Source organism: Desulfoluna sp. CYM3A (genome assembly GCF_056829965.1).
In genome coordinates this window covers 1,510,476-1,527,190 of record NZ_CP186556.1, presented here as the reverse complement: position 1 = coordinate 1,527,190, position 16,715 = coordinate 1,510,476, and the positions used below count along the sequence as shown (strand labels likewise).

Sequence of the window (16,715 nt, the reverse complement as noted above, 5' to 3'; positions counted from 1 at the left end):
GTTCCAAAGAACCATGGACGGGCTTTTGATTTTTGCCTGACACCATCTTCCCTGTTCAGTTGGGCACTTATGCCTGACCCGAGCCCTTCCCCAAAGCCGCTTTCCCAAGCATGGATGCCGCGATAATCACCCCATCCCCAGAAGCACCTGCCCCGACACCCTCTGCCCGTGGATAAGCGCCACCAGAAGCACAGCCAGGGGCGGTGTAAGGTAGCTTAGAAACCCAATAACCGAAAGATTCCGTTGCCACTCCCCGGTTCCACAGGAAAAAGGAGAGCCCCAAAGGCACAAGGCCCACGTAAACCGCCGAGGCAAGGGCCCGGCCCCCTGGTGCCGGATGGGGACCGGTAATGAGATAAAAAGCCGCGGAGATCACGGCGGCGTACACCGTAAAAGCGGTCATGGGACTGCGACAAGTGTTCAGCCTGGGAAGGGCCACGGAAAAACTGCTCCAGACCAACCCGCAGAGCAGGGCCTGGAGATAGCCTTTCATGTAGGCGGCATCAAAGGAGAGATCCGCGTTGGAAGCGATCACAAGACCAGCACCCACCATGCCCATGAGCGCCGTGGCGAAAATGCTCCCTTTGAGTTTTTTGAACGCCAACACCGAAGAGAAGACCACGATCCAAAAAGACCATGTGGTGGCAAGGATGGCGGCTTCGGCCAACGGGGCGTTGTCCATGGCCATGTAGTAGACCCAGTGGTAGCCGAAGATCCCGGCCACCCCCCAGAGGCTGGCGGCAAGCCCCGGAAGGTAAAGCCTCACAGAACAGTACGTCACCACATCCTGGAGGTAGAGATAGAGAGCCGCCGACGTAAAACTGTAAAACATGAGGGACTCGGTGGAGAGGCCGTCAAGGCCCGCCCCCACGGCAGCCGGGAGACTCGCCCAGCATAAAATCGCCCCAAGGGCGTACAGATAAGGAACCACAACCACACTCCCGGACGCGGCGCGCGCGCCTTTAAAAAGGTTTTCTATTATCCGGCTCAGGGCCGGGTGCCATCCATGGGAGACGAGGGTAGCCCGACGGGATACGGCTGTGTTTGAACAAAATTGACATGGGATAAGGGGAGGGGGAGGCTAAGGGCGAAAGGCTAAAGGCAAAGGGCTAAAGGCGAAGGGAGGGGGATGGGGGAATCAGGATGAGCGCTGGTAGGCGCCGGGGGGAAGGCCGTAGCGGGACCGGAAGGCTCGGGTAAGGTGGCTTTGATCGGAAAAACCAGAGGCCAGGGCGCTGTCTGCGATGGACTCTCCCCGTTCCAGCATGCGGCGGGCGTTTTCCAGGCGAAGCTGGGTCAGGTAGGCATGGGGCGCTGTGTAGTTCCCAGGGTTTTCCGAAAAAGGCGGATCAGGTGGTAGGGGGTGCATCCGGCAAGCCCGGCAAGGGTCTCCAAGGTCAGGGGCGTATCGAGATTCTCCCGGAGGCACTCCAGGACCCGGTCGATACGGACATCTCGTGCCTCCGGTGCCTTCGGCAAAGTCCCCAGTCGGCCGTGACGCCTGAAGAGGTCGCCGAAGACCCGGGTCACCCGGGTGGAGAGCTCTAAATCGGGCGCATCGCCGAGCATCAGCTCATGGAGCCGGGCCAGCTCTGTCCAGAGGAACCTGTCGGTTATGGGCCCGCCAGTGAGGCCAAGCCCCTCGGCACCGGAGAGGCCTAACTGTTCGCCCATGGCCTGGAACACCCCGGCCTCCACATAAAAGCTCCGCAGGTGCCGGGCCGTCTCCGAGCAGGGACGGTTGCCATGAACCGCCCCGGGCTCGATGACGCTTATGCTGCCCGGTGTCAGGATGTCCGTGGAGCCGCCAAGGCTGTAGTGCTCCCCCCCGGCCGTGTTCAGCCACACCACATACCGGTCGTGAATATGGGGCTGGAACTCAAAGGGGTCGGTGCAGGAGAGCACCTTGAGGCCCGGGATGCGTTCCGGTCTGTAGACCATGGCCATGGCAAGGGGCTCCTTTGCAAGGCAGGGGTGGGTCAGAGACGAAGCATCAGGCGTGGCTGTTGGCGGTGAGCTCCTTGGCCCACTTGCCTTTGTCGGACTCAACCGGGGTAAAGCCCCTCAGCCGCGAGATGAGGCCATCGGGCTTTTCATCCATGAGGACGATGTTGCTGTAGTCGGCTTCGATGAACGACTGGTCGGCCATGTGGTTGAAAAAGGCCATGAGCTTGTCGTAGTAGGCGTCCACATTGAGAAAGCCGCAGGGCTTTTTGTGGATGCCCAGCTGGGACCAGGTGATGATCTCAAAGATCTCCTCCATGGTGCCGAACCCGCCGGGAAGCGCGATGAACCCGTCGGAGAGATCGGCCATGAGGCCCTTGCGCTCATGCATGGTGTCCACCACACGCAGATCATCCAGGTCGGTGAGGGCCACTTCCATGTCCACCAGGTGACGGGTAATGACCCCGGTGACCTTGCCGCCGTTCTCCTTGACGGTCTTGGCAAGGGTCCCCATCATGCCCAGGCTGCCGCCTCCGTACACCAGACGGATATCGTTGGCGGCCATGGTTTTTCCAAGCTCCCGCGCCCCTTCAAGGTAGGCGGGGTTGGACCCGGGGCTTGCCCCGCAGAACACACAGATATTTTTCATTTTTTCTTCCTTGTATTTCTTTTTTTTTTGTAACTCTTCAACTCAAAAAAGCCTCCGGTGGCCCTGCCGGGGCCAAACTTTTACCAAATTAGATGCTTTGGGTTTGCCAAACAGGTCTTGACAGCTCCGGCATGAATTCCAGCGATTTTGACCGTTCTAATCTTTCTACCGGAACGTTTTTTGCGGAGCTTTTTTTCAAAAAAGCGACCCGCCAGAGGCAAAGATGAGCTGAATCGTTAATTTTTTTTTAACGCGCCCGGGTCCATCATGCCACGTTCAGAACCGTCGCCCCCATGCACCATCGGTTCCGGCCCTTCTCCTTGGCCCGGTACAGGCCGTCGTCGGCGGCCTCGAAAAGGTCCCGCTCGGATCCCATTCTGGTGGGAGCCACGTGGCCACACCGATGCTTGTGGTGACATACCCTGCGACAGAGGAGCGCTTGTGGGGAATGGCAAGGTCGGACACGGCCCCGAGAAGCCGCTCGGCCACATGAACAGCCCCTTCTGCCTCGGTTTCGGGCAGAAGCACGGCGAACTCTTCGCCGCCCACCCGCGCCACCTTGTCCGTGTGCCTCCTGGCCGCATCGGAGATGGCCAGGGCCACTTTTTTCAGGCAGTCGTCCCCCTGGGCATGCCCGCAGGTGTCGTTGTAGGCTTTAAAAAAATCGATATCCAGCATCACCAGGGAAAGGGGCGCCTGGGTCCTGATCCCCCGGATCCACTCCCTTTCGAAGATGACCTCAAACTCCCGTTTGTTAATAAGCCCGGTGAGGCCGTCCGTGGTGGAGAGCAGGCGAAGCTGCTCGTTGGTCTCTTCAAGCTGCTGTTGCAACTCTTCAAGCTCCACCAGTTTTCGGTCGAGCTCCCGGGTCTTTTTGCTCAGGGCATCCTTGTGGCGGAACAATTCGATGAAGACCCCCACCTTGCTCTTGAAGACCCGCTCGTCCAGGGGCTTGAACAGATAGTCCACCGCCCCGCTCTCGTACCCTTTAAACACCTGGGCATCCGCCCGAAACGCCGCCGTGATGAAGATGATGGGGATGTGCTTTGTCTTTTTGTTTCCGCGCATCAGCTCCGCCACTTCATAGCCGTCCATGCCGGGCATCTGGACGTCGAGGAGAACCAGGGCAAAATCGTGGTCCAGGGTAAGCCCCAGGGCCTCCATGCCGGAGGTGGCCCGAACAAGCTCGATATCCGGCTCATCCAGAAGGCTTTCCAGGGTCAGGAGGTTCTCCGGACGATCATCAACGATCAGTATCTTGGCAATTCCCATGACAAACCTTTGTGGTATTGATGGAACATAAACAATCAACAGCCCGTTTTCAGAAAGCCCCCGCACACCACGACGGGGGCTTCATCTTTCTGTCAGGCCAGTGTTTTCAAAAAAGGGCCGATGCGTTCCAGGGGAAGCACGTCCATTGCTGGGTCACCGCCTTGATGGCGGCCCTGGGCATGGCATCTGCCGCGGCGGTCTCCGGATCCTGCACCACCACCAGGCCGCCCAGTGCCTTGACTCTCGCAACACCGGCCGCACCGTCTGAGTTGGCGCCGGTGAGGATCACCCCCACCAGCCCTTTACAGAACACCTCGGCGGCCGTCTCAAACAGCACGTCCACCGACGGCCGTGAGAAGTTTACCCGCTCCTCGGTGGACAGGGCAATGGTCCTGTCCGCCTCCACCATAAGGTGGTAGTTGGGAGGCGCCACATAGACGGTCCCCGGCTTCAGGGGCTCTTTGTCTTCGGCCTCCTTGGCGTGCAGCGCACACCGGATGTCCAGGTGCTTCGGCAGGTAGCTCTCCGTGTTCGGGCTAAGATGCTGAACCACAAGCACCGGCACCCCGAATGATTCGTCCAAAACCGGAAGGATCGCCTCCAGAGCGGCGAGGCCTCCGGCTGAAACGCCGATGACAACAGCTTCAAATGACTTCATGCGTTTCATCCTTTGCCATGGCCTGCCTGCCGGGTTCTCACAGGGCGGACGGACCACGCTTTTTTCGGTATATCTTTTCTCGCTCGGACACGACCTCAAACCGGTCGGCCACGTTTGAAAACCGGATACTCTCCTTGGATCCAAGGCAGAGAAACCCGCCGGGACACAGGCTGTCGTAAAAAAGGTTCAACACCCGGTTCTGCAACTCCCGGTTAAAATAGATAAGAACGTTCCTGCAAAAGATCAGGTTCATCTCCCCGAACACCCCGTCGGTGACCAGGTTGTGGGAGGAGAAGAGCACATGCTCCTTAAGGGACCGTTTCATGATCACGTTATCATAATCGGCCGTGTAGTAATCCGAAAAAGAGCGGTCCCCGCCAGCCTTCTGGTAATTGGCCGTGTACTCACGCACCAGGTCCATGGGGTAGATCCCCTCCTTGGCCTTTTGAAGGATCAGCTCGTTGAAATCCGTGGCGTACACCTGCACGCGGTCGCCCATGCCCTCCTCTTCCAAAAGGATGCACATGGAGTAGACCTCCTGGCCCGCCGAACACCCGGCATGCCACACCTTGGCAAAGGGGTAGGTGCGAAGATGTGGAAAGACCACCTCCCTCACCCGCTTGTAAAACCACGGGTCCCTGAACATCTCCGTGACGTTGATGGAGAGGTCCAGGAGCAGGGTGTTGAAAAAGGCCTCGTCATGGATGGCCCGGTGCTGCATGTCCGAGAACGTGTCCAGGCCCTCCAGGGACCGGCGATGCTCCAGGCGACGCTTGGTATGGGTAAAGGCGTAGCTTCGGAAATCGTAGCCGTATTTCCGGTAGATGGCCTCAAGGAGCATCTGGATCTCAAGGCGTTCGTTTTCGATGCGTTCGGATTCATTCATATCAGTACAACCAGACCCTCAGCATGGATAGAAGTTTTTCCGCGTTCACGGGTTTGGCCAGGTAGTCGCTTGCACCGGCCTCGATGCACTTGCTCCTGTCCCCCTTCATGGCCTTGGCCGTCAGGGCGATGATGGGCAGCCTGGAGAAGGCCTTTTTCTTGCGGATCTCCGTCATGGCTTCGTAGCCGTCCATTACCGGCATCATGATGTCCATGAGGACCGCGTCCACCTTCTCCATGGCCTTGAGCTTGTCCAGGCATTCGATGCCGTTCCTGGCGATGACCACCTCCATGTTGCGCTCCTCCAACACACTGGAAAGCGCAAAAACGTTGCGCATGTCGTCGTCCACCAGCAGGATGGTTTTGCCGCTCAGCACAGCCTCCTTGTCGTGGACCATCTTGAGCATGTTGCGTTTCTCCTCCGGCAGGTTGGCTTCCACACGATGGAGAAACAGGGCGGATTCGTCCAGGAGCCGCTCCGGGGATTTCACCCCCTTGACGATGATGCTCTCGGCGTAGCGGTTGAGTTCTTTTTCCTCATCCCTGGTCAGGTCCCGTCCCGTGTAGATGATGATGGGCACCCGGGTGGAGGTGGGGCTCAAGCGGATCTTCTCCAGCAGTTCAAAGCCCGTCATGTCCTCCAGGCCGAGGTCCAGGACCATGCAGTCGTAGCCCCCTTTGTCCAGCTCCGCAAGGGCTTCCCTGCCGGAACTGACGGCGGTGGTCTCCACGTCTCCGGTGCCGATGAGGGTCTCGATGCTCTCCCGGTGGATCTTGTCGTCTTCCACCAGAAGAAGCCGACTCACGGGCTTGGAGGCAATGTCCTCCAATTTACTCAGGGCGTCTTCCACCTTCTCCATGCTCACCGGCTTGGTGAGGTAGCCCACCGCCCCCATGCGCATGGCATCCAGGCAACTGTCGTTGGCGGACATGAAATGCACCGGAATGTGCCGGAGTTCGGAGTTGCCCTTGAGGCGTTCCATGACGGTCCAGCCGTCGATGCCCGGCAGGCCGATGTCCAGAATGATGGCGCTGGGCTTGTAGTAATCGGCAAAATGGAGCCCGGTCTCCCCGTCTTCTGCCACCACGCACTTGAACCCCCGCTCCCGGGCAAAATCCCGCATGATCCTGGCGGAGTTGAGATCATCCTCAATGATAAGAAGGCTCTTTGCCTCCGGGGTCAGGGTTTTACGGTCGTCCTCCACGTAATCGCTCTCGCAAGGAGGAGAGGCGGCTTAGGGGGCAGTCCGGGACGCTGCAGTCGACAGACGGAGGAATCGGCGCTGGTGAAGAGACCGGTGCGCTCTCCTGCCTTGCGGGTGAGGGCTCCGGCACCGGAGACGGCTCGGCCGCTGCGGACGGTGTCGTCCCCTGGTACGCCTCGGGGAGAAGCACGGTAAAGGTGCTGCCCTTGCCCTCTTCGCTGTCCAGCAAAATCGTGCCGCCCAGCAGCTTGGCCAGCTCCCGGGAGATGGACAGGCCCAGGCCGGTGCCGCCGTACTTGCGGCTCGTGCTGCCGTCTGCCTGCTGGAAGGCCTGAAAGATGGCCACCTGCTTCTCCTTGGCGATACCGATGCCGTCATCTGTAACGGCAAAGGCAAGAACACCTTCGGGCTCCATCTCCGCCCTGGCGAGGAGGTCGGGGCCGGGACGGGACACGGTGAGGGCCACCGAGCCCCGATCGGTGAACTTGAAGGCATTGGTCAAAAGGTTCCGCAGAATCTGCTGGAGCCTCTGGGAGTCTGTGCGGACCATCTCCGGCACGCCCGGGGCAACGCTTAAGCCCAGGGCAATCTGTTTGTCTTCGGCCACATCCTTGAACAGCCGCCGGATATCGCCCATGAGCCCGTCCATGGTCACGTCCTCGATGACCAGCTCCACCTTGCCCGCTTCGATCTTGGAGAGATCCAGGATCTCGTTGATAAGGGCCAGAAGATCGGCGCCGGAGGCATGGACAGCCTTGGCGGACTCCACCTGGCGCTCCGAGAGGTTGCCGTCCTTGTTCTTGGAGAGCATCTGGGAGAGGATCAGGATACTGTTCAGGGGTGTCCGCAGTTCATGGGACATGTTGGCCAGAAACTCGGACTTGTACTTGCTGGCGATCTCCAGGTCCCGGGCCTTCTGCTTGACCACCTCCTGGGCGGCCTCCAGGTCGGTGTTCTTGCATGAGATGGCCTCTTTCTGTTCCTCCAGGGCCCGGGTCCGTTCCTCCAGCTCCTCGTTGGTGACCCGCAGCTCTTCCTGCTGGGCCTGGAGTTCGGACTCGGACTCCTTCAGGGCCTTGGTCTGCTCTTCCAGCTCCTCGTTGGTGACCCGCAGCTCCTCCTGCTGGGCCTGGAGTTCGGACTCGGATTCCTTCAGTGCCTTGGCCTGCTCCTCCAGCTCTTCGTTGGACACCCGCAGGGCCTCCTGCTGCTCCTGAGCCTTTTCCAGAAGATCGTGGATTGTCTGGCGGGACTTGGCGGCGTTGAACAAGATGGCCGCGTTTTCCATGTTCTGCTCGATGAAACGGCGCTGCATATCGGTGAAACGGCTCACCGAGCCCAGAAGCAGCACGCCCACCACCGCACCTTCAAAGGAGACGGGTGCCGCGATAAAATTGGACGGGATGGTCTCCCCCGCCCCGAAGTTCACGGCAGGTGCGCCGCTCTGCATGTCGCTGAACACCAGGATCTCGTTTTCCATGGCGGCCTGTCCCACCATGCCTTCCCCAAGGGCGAATCGGTTGAAGTTGCCGCTGCGGTCGGTGAAGGCATAACTCGCCTTGAGTTCCAGGCCCTTGTCGGTCATAAGGTACAGGGCTCCGAGCTGGGCATCCATGTGCCGGGCCATGAAGGAGGTAAAGCGACGTGCCAACTGGCCGCTGTCGTGTTCACCGCGCAACTTGTCGTCCAGCCCCTCTTTTCCGGATTTGAGCCAGTCCAGATTCTGGAGTTTCCGCGCCATGTTGTTCAGCGCCCTTGCCAGGGCCCCCAGCTCATCCCTCTGGTTGAGCTTGAGGGAGGCATTGAGCTCCCCGTTGGCAATGGCCTCGGCAAACCGGATGTCCGCAATGAGGGGCCGGGTGATGGCGCGGGAAAAAAACAACGCGCCGATACCGATGCAGGCAAGGAGGAACCCGGCCACCAGCCCGATCATCCGATAGATGCCCCTCACCGGTGCGGTGACCTCGTGCCTGTCGATTTTGGAGATGAGGTACCAGTCAAGGCCGGGGATCTCCAGCCGATGGTAGGCAACCAGAACGGCCTGCCCGATGCTGTCCATGTAGGTGGCGTGGCCGCCTTCTATCCCCCCCCGGACTGCGTCATTCCAATACTCTGGCGGGTTCTTGAGGGTCGACCCCACCACGAATTTCCCGCTGCCGATGGTCTTCACATTGCTCCGCAACTCGAAACGATCCGTTTTTGCATTGATCCCGAGAAGAGTTTCTGCCCGGTGCTGCCCATTCCCTGGCGGGCGTCCACAATGTGTGTCACCTGCTCCGGTGAAAACTGGAAAATCAAGACCCCTTTGACGGTGTCGCTGTCGTATCGGATGGGATGCCCCATGAACAGGGACTGAAGCCCCCCGCTGGGCCCGAAGGCAGCAAAATCGGACACAGCCGTTTTGCCGGTGGCCGCCACTTCCCGCCATACAGAGGCCAGGCCGGTCTCCTTGTAGGCACCGTGGCGCAGGTTGGTGCCGAGGTCGTCTTCGCCTGCAACGGAAAAGAGGACATCCCCCTCGTCGGCATCCACCACAAAGATATCGTGGTATCCGTAGTTGCGGGCATAGACATCCATCATCTTGCTGTAGGGCTCAACCTGACGCCAGTAATCGGCGGACCGGCTGTCCAGCCCCACGGCCGCGCCTTTGCGAGACAGGGCCCTTTGGGACTTGAGAACCGCCAGCAGCTCACGGGTCCGCTTGGACTCGGCCATGAACGCGATCCCGGCATGACGATCCGCGAAATACTCCTCGATCTGCCCTTTTCGGATCACCTGCACCGTGCTGAGCTGATCGAAGGACTTGTCCAGCAGAGAATCCGTGGACAACCGGGCCCCGAAATAGCCGATGACGACCAGGGGAACGGCACCGGAGATGATAAAGAGCAGGATAAGCTTGAACCGGATCCGCATATCTGAAAAACGAAACATGTGTACTCCAAAAACCAAATAACAGGCGCCCACAGCCCCCACGTAAAACACTCACACCAGCACACGCCCGGAACCCCACAGGCCCCGTGCCGATACGCACATCACCCCATCTTGAGAAAGCCACGACGACGCAGGCAGAAAAAAACGCGTCGACCCGGCCCGTTTCCTCACTTGGGTTTACAGGTCTTGACATGAAAAAGTCAACCGCTGATACCGGGTGATGCCTTATATTGTCAAGTCCGTAAGACTCCCCGCGGGCATCCCCCACAACCGGTAACGCAAAAAAGCCTATTCTGTCACGGATTCGGGAGAGAATAGGTACCGAGCTCTCGCCTCGGCCTGAACTCGATCACACCCACCTCACGGGCCTCCGCAGTGCCGGTTACGGCGCTTTGACGGCACAGCTCCATGGTCTTCATGGCATCCGGGCCGGAGAGTTCTTTGGAAAGGGTGCAGTGGGGAAGCCATCGTCCGGGAATGTACCGCTGGAATGGAGGGTGGGCGCAGGCATCCAGAAGGCTGTATAACCGTTGCTGCAGGTCAAGAAGGGGCCGGTTCGGGACCGGAGAAAGGATTACGGTGTGCTGCTCCCCGGGAATCAGGGAGATGGCGGGAAATGTGATGGGAAATCGGAAACACTCCTTGGAAAACGCCTTGACCAGGCTTAGAATCATCGCCTCATCAATGGAGGAAAGGACCGCCAGGCTCAGGTGGGGCCGCCCTCCGATCTGCTGGAGAACGGACGGCACCCCGGATGCGGCGAGGACATCCCACGTTCGCCGGATAGCGGCCTCAAAGTCCGGATCAAAGTAAAGTTCGATGGAGTATCCCATGCTGACCTCCAGAAAAAGCGATGTAGACAGATTTTGCGTTGCCTCAACTGACTAAACGGTTGGGCCACAAAAGGCAAACACGGGTTAAAAAAGGCGGAACCCGGCGGTGATCATGAACCGGTGCAGGACGGGATCATCCCGGGCAAAATCTTTGACCAGATTGTACTCCACGCCCACGTACCCCACCTCGTCCAGGTTGAAGCGCAGCCCGGCTGCTCCTGTGGCCCCCGCGCCGAACTCGGAGAGCCCCGGCTCCGGGTTGAGATCGCCGATGATGCCCCCGCCCTCCAGAAAAGGCTTCGGGAGCCAGACCTTTTTCGGGTTAAACTCCACGCCGGCACCGGCCGTGAGGGAGGTCACCGGATCGCTCACCTCGGCCCGGCCCAGGCCGTAAAGTCGAAGCTTGGCACCCAGGAGCGAATAAAATTGATGCCGATAGGAGAGATCCAGACCGAAGGTCCCTGCCCCTGCCTTGCCCGGAGCCGAGGTCCCACCCGTGACGCTGGTGCCGAGCTGCAGAGCGTGGGTCCGCATCCAGGAGTCCAGGGCGTTGGGGCTGTCCCAAACCAGACCGAAGCCACCGAAGGACTGCCCGGCAGCGGCCAGCACGCGTTTGACAAAGGTGGTGCACTGCAAACCAAACAGATTGTAGTTGGGTTTGGACCGGCAGGTTTTCCGCGCTTCCTTCATGGCCGCTGCAAACTGGGCGGCGGTGAGGACAAAGCGCTGGGAGGCTGTGGGTGTGTGGCGCGTATCCGGGTGATGCACGCACCCTTTGACATCTTTGGTGATGTTGGAGCCGTCGTAGCCCCACTGGGGCCAGAACCCGTAGGTCCAGGAGGTCCCCTTGTCGTCCTCCAGCCTCACCCAGGAGTGCCCCACCTTGTGGGTTAACGGAAGCAGAAGGAAGGTCCCCTCTTTGTCCGCGTACACGGTAATGGAAAACTTACCCGTGGCCGGATGTTTGACAGGGTCCGGCTTTGCGCAGTCCTTAGAACAGTCCTTGGGACTGAGCCGGGCCACCACCGAAGCGGTGCCCCGCTGCTGAACCACATGGGTCAGTTCATGGGCCATCACCTGACGCCCCGCAGACGAGTCCGACGGCGGCAACCCCTTGCCCAGCACGATATGGTTCCCCAGGGCAAAGGCCCGGGCATGAAAGGATGAGGCCAGCTCAGCGGCCTCCTCCCCCTTGTGGACCCGGACGCCGGAAAAATCCCGTCCGAAGCGCGGTTCCATATAGCCCGGATCCCGGTGCAGATACCGGAGGACCTCAGCCCCAACGGGCCTGTAAAACAGGCATCCCTCGGCCCGGCAAGGGCCGTTTCAACACCTCCCGGTGACGGCATGGCCGTCACCTGCCGGGCCACCCGATGGGCCTCTTCCTCAGCCCTCTCCCCACCCGCGCCGCCGACGGTCACCGAGGGCAAAGGGGAAGGGCCCCGTGGGCCGGATGCCGTGTGTTCGCCTCCGCGCGCCATCCATTGCTGCATCCCGTGGTTCCCCACGGCCCGCTGCGGCCCTTCCTCAGGGCAGATATTCCTCCCCGGGCCGGGGGCACACTGCCGCCGGTATGGGTCGCCACCGCCTCCTTGACCTCTTTGGCCTGACGTAAAAAAGTACACATATGGAACGCTCTCCTATATCCAACAGAAACCGCGCAGACATTGAAGGATCATCACGCCTTCCACAGACGACATAACGGAGGCTATCTGACGCAGAACCTACCCCTTGAATACACGGTTACGGGCAATACGAAGGCACCTGGCTGGGAAACAACCCCTCCCCCGCGTTGCATTCCCAGAAAATATGCCCCTCGTCGTCCATGGAGGGAACGAACAGAAGCTCCCCCTCTTCCATGTCCACGGTGAGGGTCATGTTGGACGCGTCCACCGACAGATGACTCCCATCCGGCAACGAATCCAGCACCCCGATGTCCTCCAGGGTGGGGATCTCTTCCGTCGTCTTGTAATAGGCTGCCATGGCTTCGCGCACCGGCCGGGTCTCGTGCATCACCGCGGTGGTATGGGCCTTGACCTTGTAGGTGGAAAACTGCGGGACGCTCACGGCAATAGTCGCGAACACAATATAAATCAGGATAATCAGGCTGGTCCCGGCCCCAAGGCGGCCGGCGTAGGGCAGGAAGGCGGCAAATACATAGGCGAGCCCATGGCGCTGTGGATCTTTGGCTTCGGGGGCCACCACCCGGGCCACACGCTTGGAGACCCAGGGATAGCCGGAAATGAGCTCATGAAGAGACATCCAGAAGCCCGACGTCTGCCGACTCTGGCGCAGGTAAGCCTTGAGGTCCATGTCTTTCCATCGCTCAGCCCCCGCGGCCAGAGCGGCCAGGGCCCGTCCCGCCCCTTCCGGCGTCTTGCAGCAGGCCAGGCCGTGCCGGTCGCATGTGGTCTCCCGAGCCCGGGAATAGGCCGCCCCCAGGAGGGGAAGCCAGAGAACCGGCCAGCGAAGCATGGTCCCGGTGAGGTGTTTCATCCTGATGTGCCCGAGTTCATGGCCGATGTAAAATTTCACCCCGTCGTCATGGGCTGCCATGGCATCCACCACATCGGAAAAAAGCACCACGAAATGGGTGCCAAGAAACCGGGTGGCAAAGGCATTGAAACCGCCGTCACCGTTTAAAATGTAGGCTTTCGGAGCCTCCTGGAATTTCAAAAGGTTGCTGCAGTAGACAAACTGGGCGTAAAGGTCGGGGAACTGCTCCTGGGACAGCTCGATGCCGTTGCCCTTGATATGGGCGATGAGGGCGGATTGGGCAAAAAGATAAAACACAAACCCCACAAGCAACACGACCAGCGCGACCCCGACAGTACCAAGGATCAAAAGGCCCCACACCGTAATCCCCAGGACAAGGGTAAGTGTTCCCAGAACGCGCTCGCGCGGACAGACTAGTTCTTCCATACCATCTCCTTTGCTCAGCGGTAACAAGATACAGACTCAAATGACGACACGAATTAAGCAGATGAGAGCGGGTCGATCCGGGCTATGGCTACTTGATGAGTTTGTCGACACCGATCTCCGTCAACATGTCCCGCCGGAAAAAGTTACAGCCAGGGGAAACGCGATAATGATACCGAGCTTGGACGCCCAGTTCCTGTCCAGGGGCCAGAGCAGCTGCTTGTGGTACGCCTCGATTTTGTTCCTGTCCTCCTCCTGGCGGATCACAGACCAGAGCGCCATGACCTTTTTCTGTCTGGCGATGATGGTAAAAAGCATGGGTGAAAGAAACAGGAGCGGCACAAGCCATTGGATCATCTTCTGGCCCATGTCCGAGGCTCCGGTTGCACTCTGGGAAGCCTTGGAGACAATGGGAATGACAAGGGCGGGGGACAGGGCCCAGTAGATCATGTTCAACGCCTGGTTCCAGCGTTCCAGGCCGAACTCACGGATGGATACGTAGAGGATAGAGCCTTCAAGACGATCCCATGCCGCCGGGCAAATGACATGCTGTCGAACCAGACAAACAAGGCAAGATGGGCCCAGATATGAAACAGAGACGCCACCCCCACGACAATGATGATGTATTGCTGGGTATAGGCCAGGCACACAAAGATCAGGTTGCTCCACTTGCCCGGGTTCTTTTCACCCGGATGGCGCCTGAACAACCACGCCTCCGTCCAGGAGGCGTCCTCAACCCGGTGTGTCACCTCCGGCAAGGGAATTGTCCCGTCTGATACCTCGCGCCAGCCTTGTGGCTCGGCCAGGAAACGGCCACCTGTAGACTTGCCGCTGCCCTCTTCCCCCTTCAACAGGTACACCTGGTCGGGCGGGTCAAGATAGAGCCCCACCAGGTCTGCCGTGTCCAAGGCCATGATGACAACGGCCAGCAGGGAGGAGAGAATAAGGATATATTTCCGGTAGCGGTCGATATGGTTTACAAAGTCGTCCCTGCACGCGGGCACCCCGCCGTCGCCGCTGTTCACGACACACCCGTTGGCAAACAGGTCTTTCCATGACGCGATGAACTGGTCCCAGGTCGACCGGTACAGGTACACGACAGGAAGCCAGAACAGGGGGAAGAGAAACCAGTTGGGCTTTTGAAGGTAGCCCTTGTAAATATCCCCCGTGGCCAGGCCGAACAAAACGGAAAGCGGAAGCAGGGTCAGCGAGTACCCCATCAGCGCAAGGAGCAGGACACGGGTTCTGCTTTCAGCAAACCTGCCGATCATGGGGCGCCGCACTCTTTGAAAAAAACCGGTTCCATCGCACGCTCCTTGGAAGGACGAATACAGATACCCTGTTCGCATCCTCGAAACAATGTTCAACAAAACGTCGCTATACTACCCATTTCGTCCCGGCAACGCAAGGGTCATTTTACTACCAGTCGATACCGTTTGGCCCACGATCCGCCGGAGACAATTTTGAGCTGAAGAGGATGCATAAGAATAAGTAACGATTGATGTCGCCCCTGGCAGGCCGTTCCCGCTTGTTCCTACATCTTCATCAATCTGTCCAGCGTTTTTATCACATCATCCCGGTTCTTTTTACTCTTCATCCACGCGGGGAGATTCGTGATGATGGCGTATTTTCCGGCATGATCTCCCCGTTCCCTCAGGGAAGAAGAGATATACTCCCTGAGATACGTCAGATGCGCCATATTGTATGCCCATATCTCATTGCCCCTGACGTCATCAACATACCAGAGCCGCTCCCCGTTGTAGGGATCAAGGGGTCTGCCGCTGAAAAAATCAATGGACCACGAGATGTCCACAACATTGACGGCACCACACTCCGGGCAGGGAGCCTCAACCGTGTTGAAGGGCCTTTGCGGGGTCGATTCACAATTCACCCGTGCGTTCACCCACTTGTGACCACACGCGCTGCAGGGACGACGGCCGAAGCCTTTGACAGGCCCCGACCAGGAGAATTGCTCACACGTCCTGGTGTACGAACACCGGGTGCAGACCACCCGCGTGCCTGTGGGGCACCAGGGGAGCAGATACTCGGATTTGCCCCTGGAGATGGCGTGCCCGTCGCATTCCGGGCACCGGATGTCGATATCCTGTTGAAGAAAGTAGTAAGCGGTGTACCAGGGCTCCGTGAACTGTTTCGAATTCCGGGGAGAGGACATAACCAAAACGCCTTTGAGGTTTCCATACGTAATAAAGGAGGATCAACCCTTCCAGACAAGGGCATGATTGAATCGCCTTTTTTACTCAATCCAAAAAGCTTAAGCAATAAAAAACAGCGTTCAAAATCCAACCGCATTGAACGCCCCACCGGGATCCGAGGTTAGTTTTTCAGCAACCAGCCATTATTGACGGCGGTTTCCAGATTCTGGAGAAACCAGGCGTAGATATCCGGTTCTACGTCTTTTATGAAGGCATGGGCTTCCATGACCTGGCTTTTTGTGATCCCGTGGTCCTTCCATGCCTGCCCATGGCTTGCCAGGTTATGCAGAAAAGGGAGCAACCGGTCCACCACCTTCAACAAGGCGGCTTCCCTGGAGTTCCCGAGTTCCTGCTCGTCCCACAGCTCGGCAAGATCGTTGATGGTGTTTCCACCATGGGCCGCAAGCCTTGCCACGCATTTCCTCTCCAGATCCGGCGCTGCATTTCGCGCGCTGTCGTAGAGAAAGGTATCCCCGGGGTCAATCTCCCCCAGGTCATGGACGAGGGCTAGCTTGATGAGTTTTTCCATGGAGACGTCTCGCTTCAGATGATTGGCCATCAGCCAGCAGGCCATGGCCAGGTGCCAGGAGTGCTCAGCAGAATTTTCAAGGCGCTTGCCGCCGGCAATGTAGGTTCTTCGGTTCACGAGCTTCAGGGCATCGAGTTCCAGCAAAAAATCGGTCAGTGCGTCCATAACTGTCTTTGGTCTCCCCCAATTGGTGTGACGGCAGCTTCCACAGCAATCGTCTGTGTGTAGAATTTCGTGTCCACGGCCATCTTCGGGAACGAAGGGGGCAGCGCAGATGCCGGGATTTCAAGAAACCCGTATTTTTCGTAAAACCGATGGGCTGCCTTAAATGCCGACGTCGTCCCAAGGTAGATACCGTCGATTCCCGTTGAGGCCCCCCATGCCAGAAGGGTTGTGAGCAGGCGTTCCGCCACCCCGTGCGTCGCCCCCCGGAAGGCTTTCCTGACGAACATTTTTCGCAAGGCCGCTTTCCCGCCGCCGATATCCAGCAGCGACACGGTGCCCACAACCTCTTCTTCGCTTACGGCCACCCAGAAGTTGCCGTTTCCTTGTTGATAAAAGGACGGGATCTCCAGCAGATCGGGTTGATGGTAAGGGGTAGATCGACTGCAAATTCCTCTGCGTCGATGGAACAGGATGATCTCCACTATCGTCGCGGAAATATATCTCTGAATAGG

Annotated in this window: 18 protein-coding genes; all 18 read right to left on the bottom strand. The window is 59.0% G+C overall.

Going from position 1 to position 16,715, the window contains the following annotated elements; translation table 11 throughout:
* Positions 1-67 precede the first annotated feature (67 nt).
* Positions 68-931, bottom strand: coding sequence for a DMT family transporter (locus tag ACOYW1_RS07935; RefSeq protein WP_482422370.1), 864 nt, complete (start codon positions 929-931; stop codon positions 68-70).
* A gap of 207 nt (positions 932-1,138) precedes the next feature.
* A complete protein-coding gene (locus tag ACOYW1_RS07930; RefSeq protein ID WP_482422369.1) occupies positions 1,139-1,267 on the bottom strand; it encodes a helix-turn-helix domain-containing protein in 129 nt (42 codons plus the stop codon).
* Between the two features lie 29 nt (positions 1,268-1,296).
* Positions 1,297-1,947: an AraC family ligand binding domain-containing protein gene (locus tag ACOYW1_RS07925; RefSeq protein WP_482422368.1), complete on the bottom strand. Its 651-nt coding sequence runs from the start codon at positions 1,945-1,947 to the stop codon at positions 1,297-1,299.
* Between the two features lie 46 nt (positions 1,948-1,993).
* Positions 1,994-2,593, bottom strand: a complete 600-nt coding sequence (locus ACOYW1_RS07920; RefSeq protein WP_482422367.1) for an LOG family protein — start codon at positions 2,591-2,593, stop codon at positions 1,994-1,996.
* Between the two features lie 276 nt (positions 2,594-2,869).
* Entirely contained in the window at positions 2,870-3,865 is a 996-nt protein-coding gene (locus ACOYW1_RS07915; protein ID WP_482422366.1) for a GGDEF domain-containing response regulator, read from the bottom strand.
* 106 nt (positions 3,866-3,971) lie between these two features.
* Positions 3,972-4,523 carry a chemotaxis protein CheB gene (locus tag ACOYW1_RS07910; RefSeq protein ID WP_482422365.1) on the bottom strand — a complete coding sequence of 184 codons (552 nt, stop codon included), beginning with the start codon at positions 4,521-4,523 and terminating at the stop codon, positions 3,972-3,974.
* Positions 4,524-4,560: 37 nt separating this feature from the next.
* Positions 4,561-5,409, bottom strand: a complete 849-nt coding sequence (locus ACOYW1_RS07905) for a CheR family methyltransferase (protein WP_482422364.1) — start codon at positions 5,407-5,409, stop codon at positions 4,561-4,563.
* A gap of 1 nt (position 5,410) precedes the next feature.
* A complete protein-coding gene (locus tag ACOYW1_RS07900; protein ID WP_482422363.1) occupies positions 5,411-6,613 on the bottom strand; it encodes a response regulator in 1,203 nt (400 codons plus the stop codon).
* Positions 6,597-8,783 carry an ATP-binding protein gene (locus tag ACOYW1_RS07895; RefSeq protein ID WP_482422362.1) on the bottom strand — a complete coding sequence of 729 codons (2,187 nt, stop codon included), beginning with the start codon at positions 8,781-8,783 and terminating at the stop codon, positions 6,597-6,599. The genes ACOYW1_RS07900 and ACOYW1_RS07895 overlap by 17 nt, the downstream gene beginning before the upstream one ends.
* The gene (locus tag ACOYW1_RS07890; RefSeq protein ID WP_482422361.1) at positions 8,780-9,544 is read right to left on the bottom strand and encodes a hypothetical protein; all 765 of its coding nucleotides are present in this window, start codon (positions 9,542-9,544) and stop codon (positions 8,780-8,782) included. The genes ACOYW1_RS07895 and ACOYW1_RS07890 overlap by 4 nt, the downstream gene beginning before the upstream one ends.
* Positions 9,545-9,840: 296 nt before the next feature.
* Entirely contained in the window at positions 9,841-10,377 is a 537-nt protein-coding gene (locus tag ACOYW1_RS07885; RefSeq protein WP_482422360.1) for a 2'-5' RNA ligase family protein, read from the bottom strand.
* Positions 10,378-10,461: 84 nt separating this feature from the next.
* Entirely contained in the window at positions 10,462-11,616 is a 1,155-nt protein-coding gene (locus ACOYW1_RS07880; protein ID WP_482422359.1) for an eCIS core domain-containing protein, read from the bottom strand.
* Positions 11,617-12,120: 504 nt separating this feature from the next.
* Positions 12,121-13,299 carry a M48 family metallopeptidase gene (locus ACOYW1_RS07875; protein WP_482422358.1) on the bottom strand — a complete coding sequence of 393 codons (1,179 nt, stop codon included), beginning with the start codon at positions 13,297-13,299 and terminating at the stop codon, positions 12,121-12,123.
* Positions 13,300-13,419: 120 nt separating this feature from the next.
* A complete protein-coding gene (locus ACOYW1_RS07870) occupies positions 13,420-13,746 on the bottom strand; it encodes a hypothetical protein (RefSeq protein WP_482422357.1) in 327 nt (108 codons plus the stop codon).
* Between the two features lie 2 nt (positions 13,747-13,748).
* Positions 13,749-14,567, bottom strand: coding sequence for a hypothetical protein (locus ACOYW1_RS07865; RefSeq protein ID WP_482422356.1), 819 nt, complete (start codon positions 14,565-14,567; stop codon positions 13,749-13,751).
* Between the two features lie 263 nt (positions 14,568-14,830).
* Positions 14,831-15,469, bottom strand: coding sequence for a hypothetical protein (locus ACOYW1_RS07860; RefSeq protein ID WP_482422355.1), 639 nt, complete (start codon positions 15,467-15,469; stop codon positions 14,831-14,833).
* Between the two features lie 161 nt (positions 15,470-15,630).
* Positions 15,631-16,203, bottom strand: coding sequence for an HD domain-containing protein (locus ACOYW1_RS07855; protein WP_482422354.1), 573 nt, complete (start codon positions 16,201-16,203; stop codon positions 15,631-15,633).
* The gene (locus tag ACOYW1_RS07850; RefSeq protein WP_482422353.1) at positions 16,191-16,685 is read right to left on the bottom strand and encodes a GNAT family N-acetyltransferase; all 495 of its coding nucleotides are present in this window, start codon (positions 16,683-16,685) and stop codon (positions 16,191-16,193) included. The genes ACOYW1_RS07855 and ACOYW1_RS07850 overlap by 13 nt, the downstream gene beginning before the upstream one ends.
* Positions 16,686-16,715 lie beyond the last annotated feature (30 nt).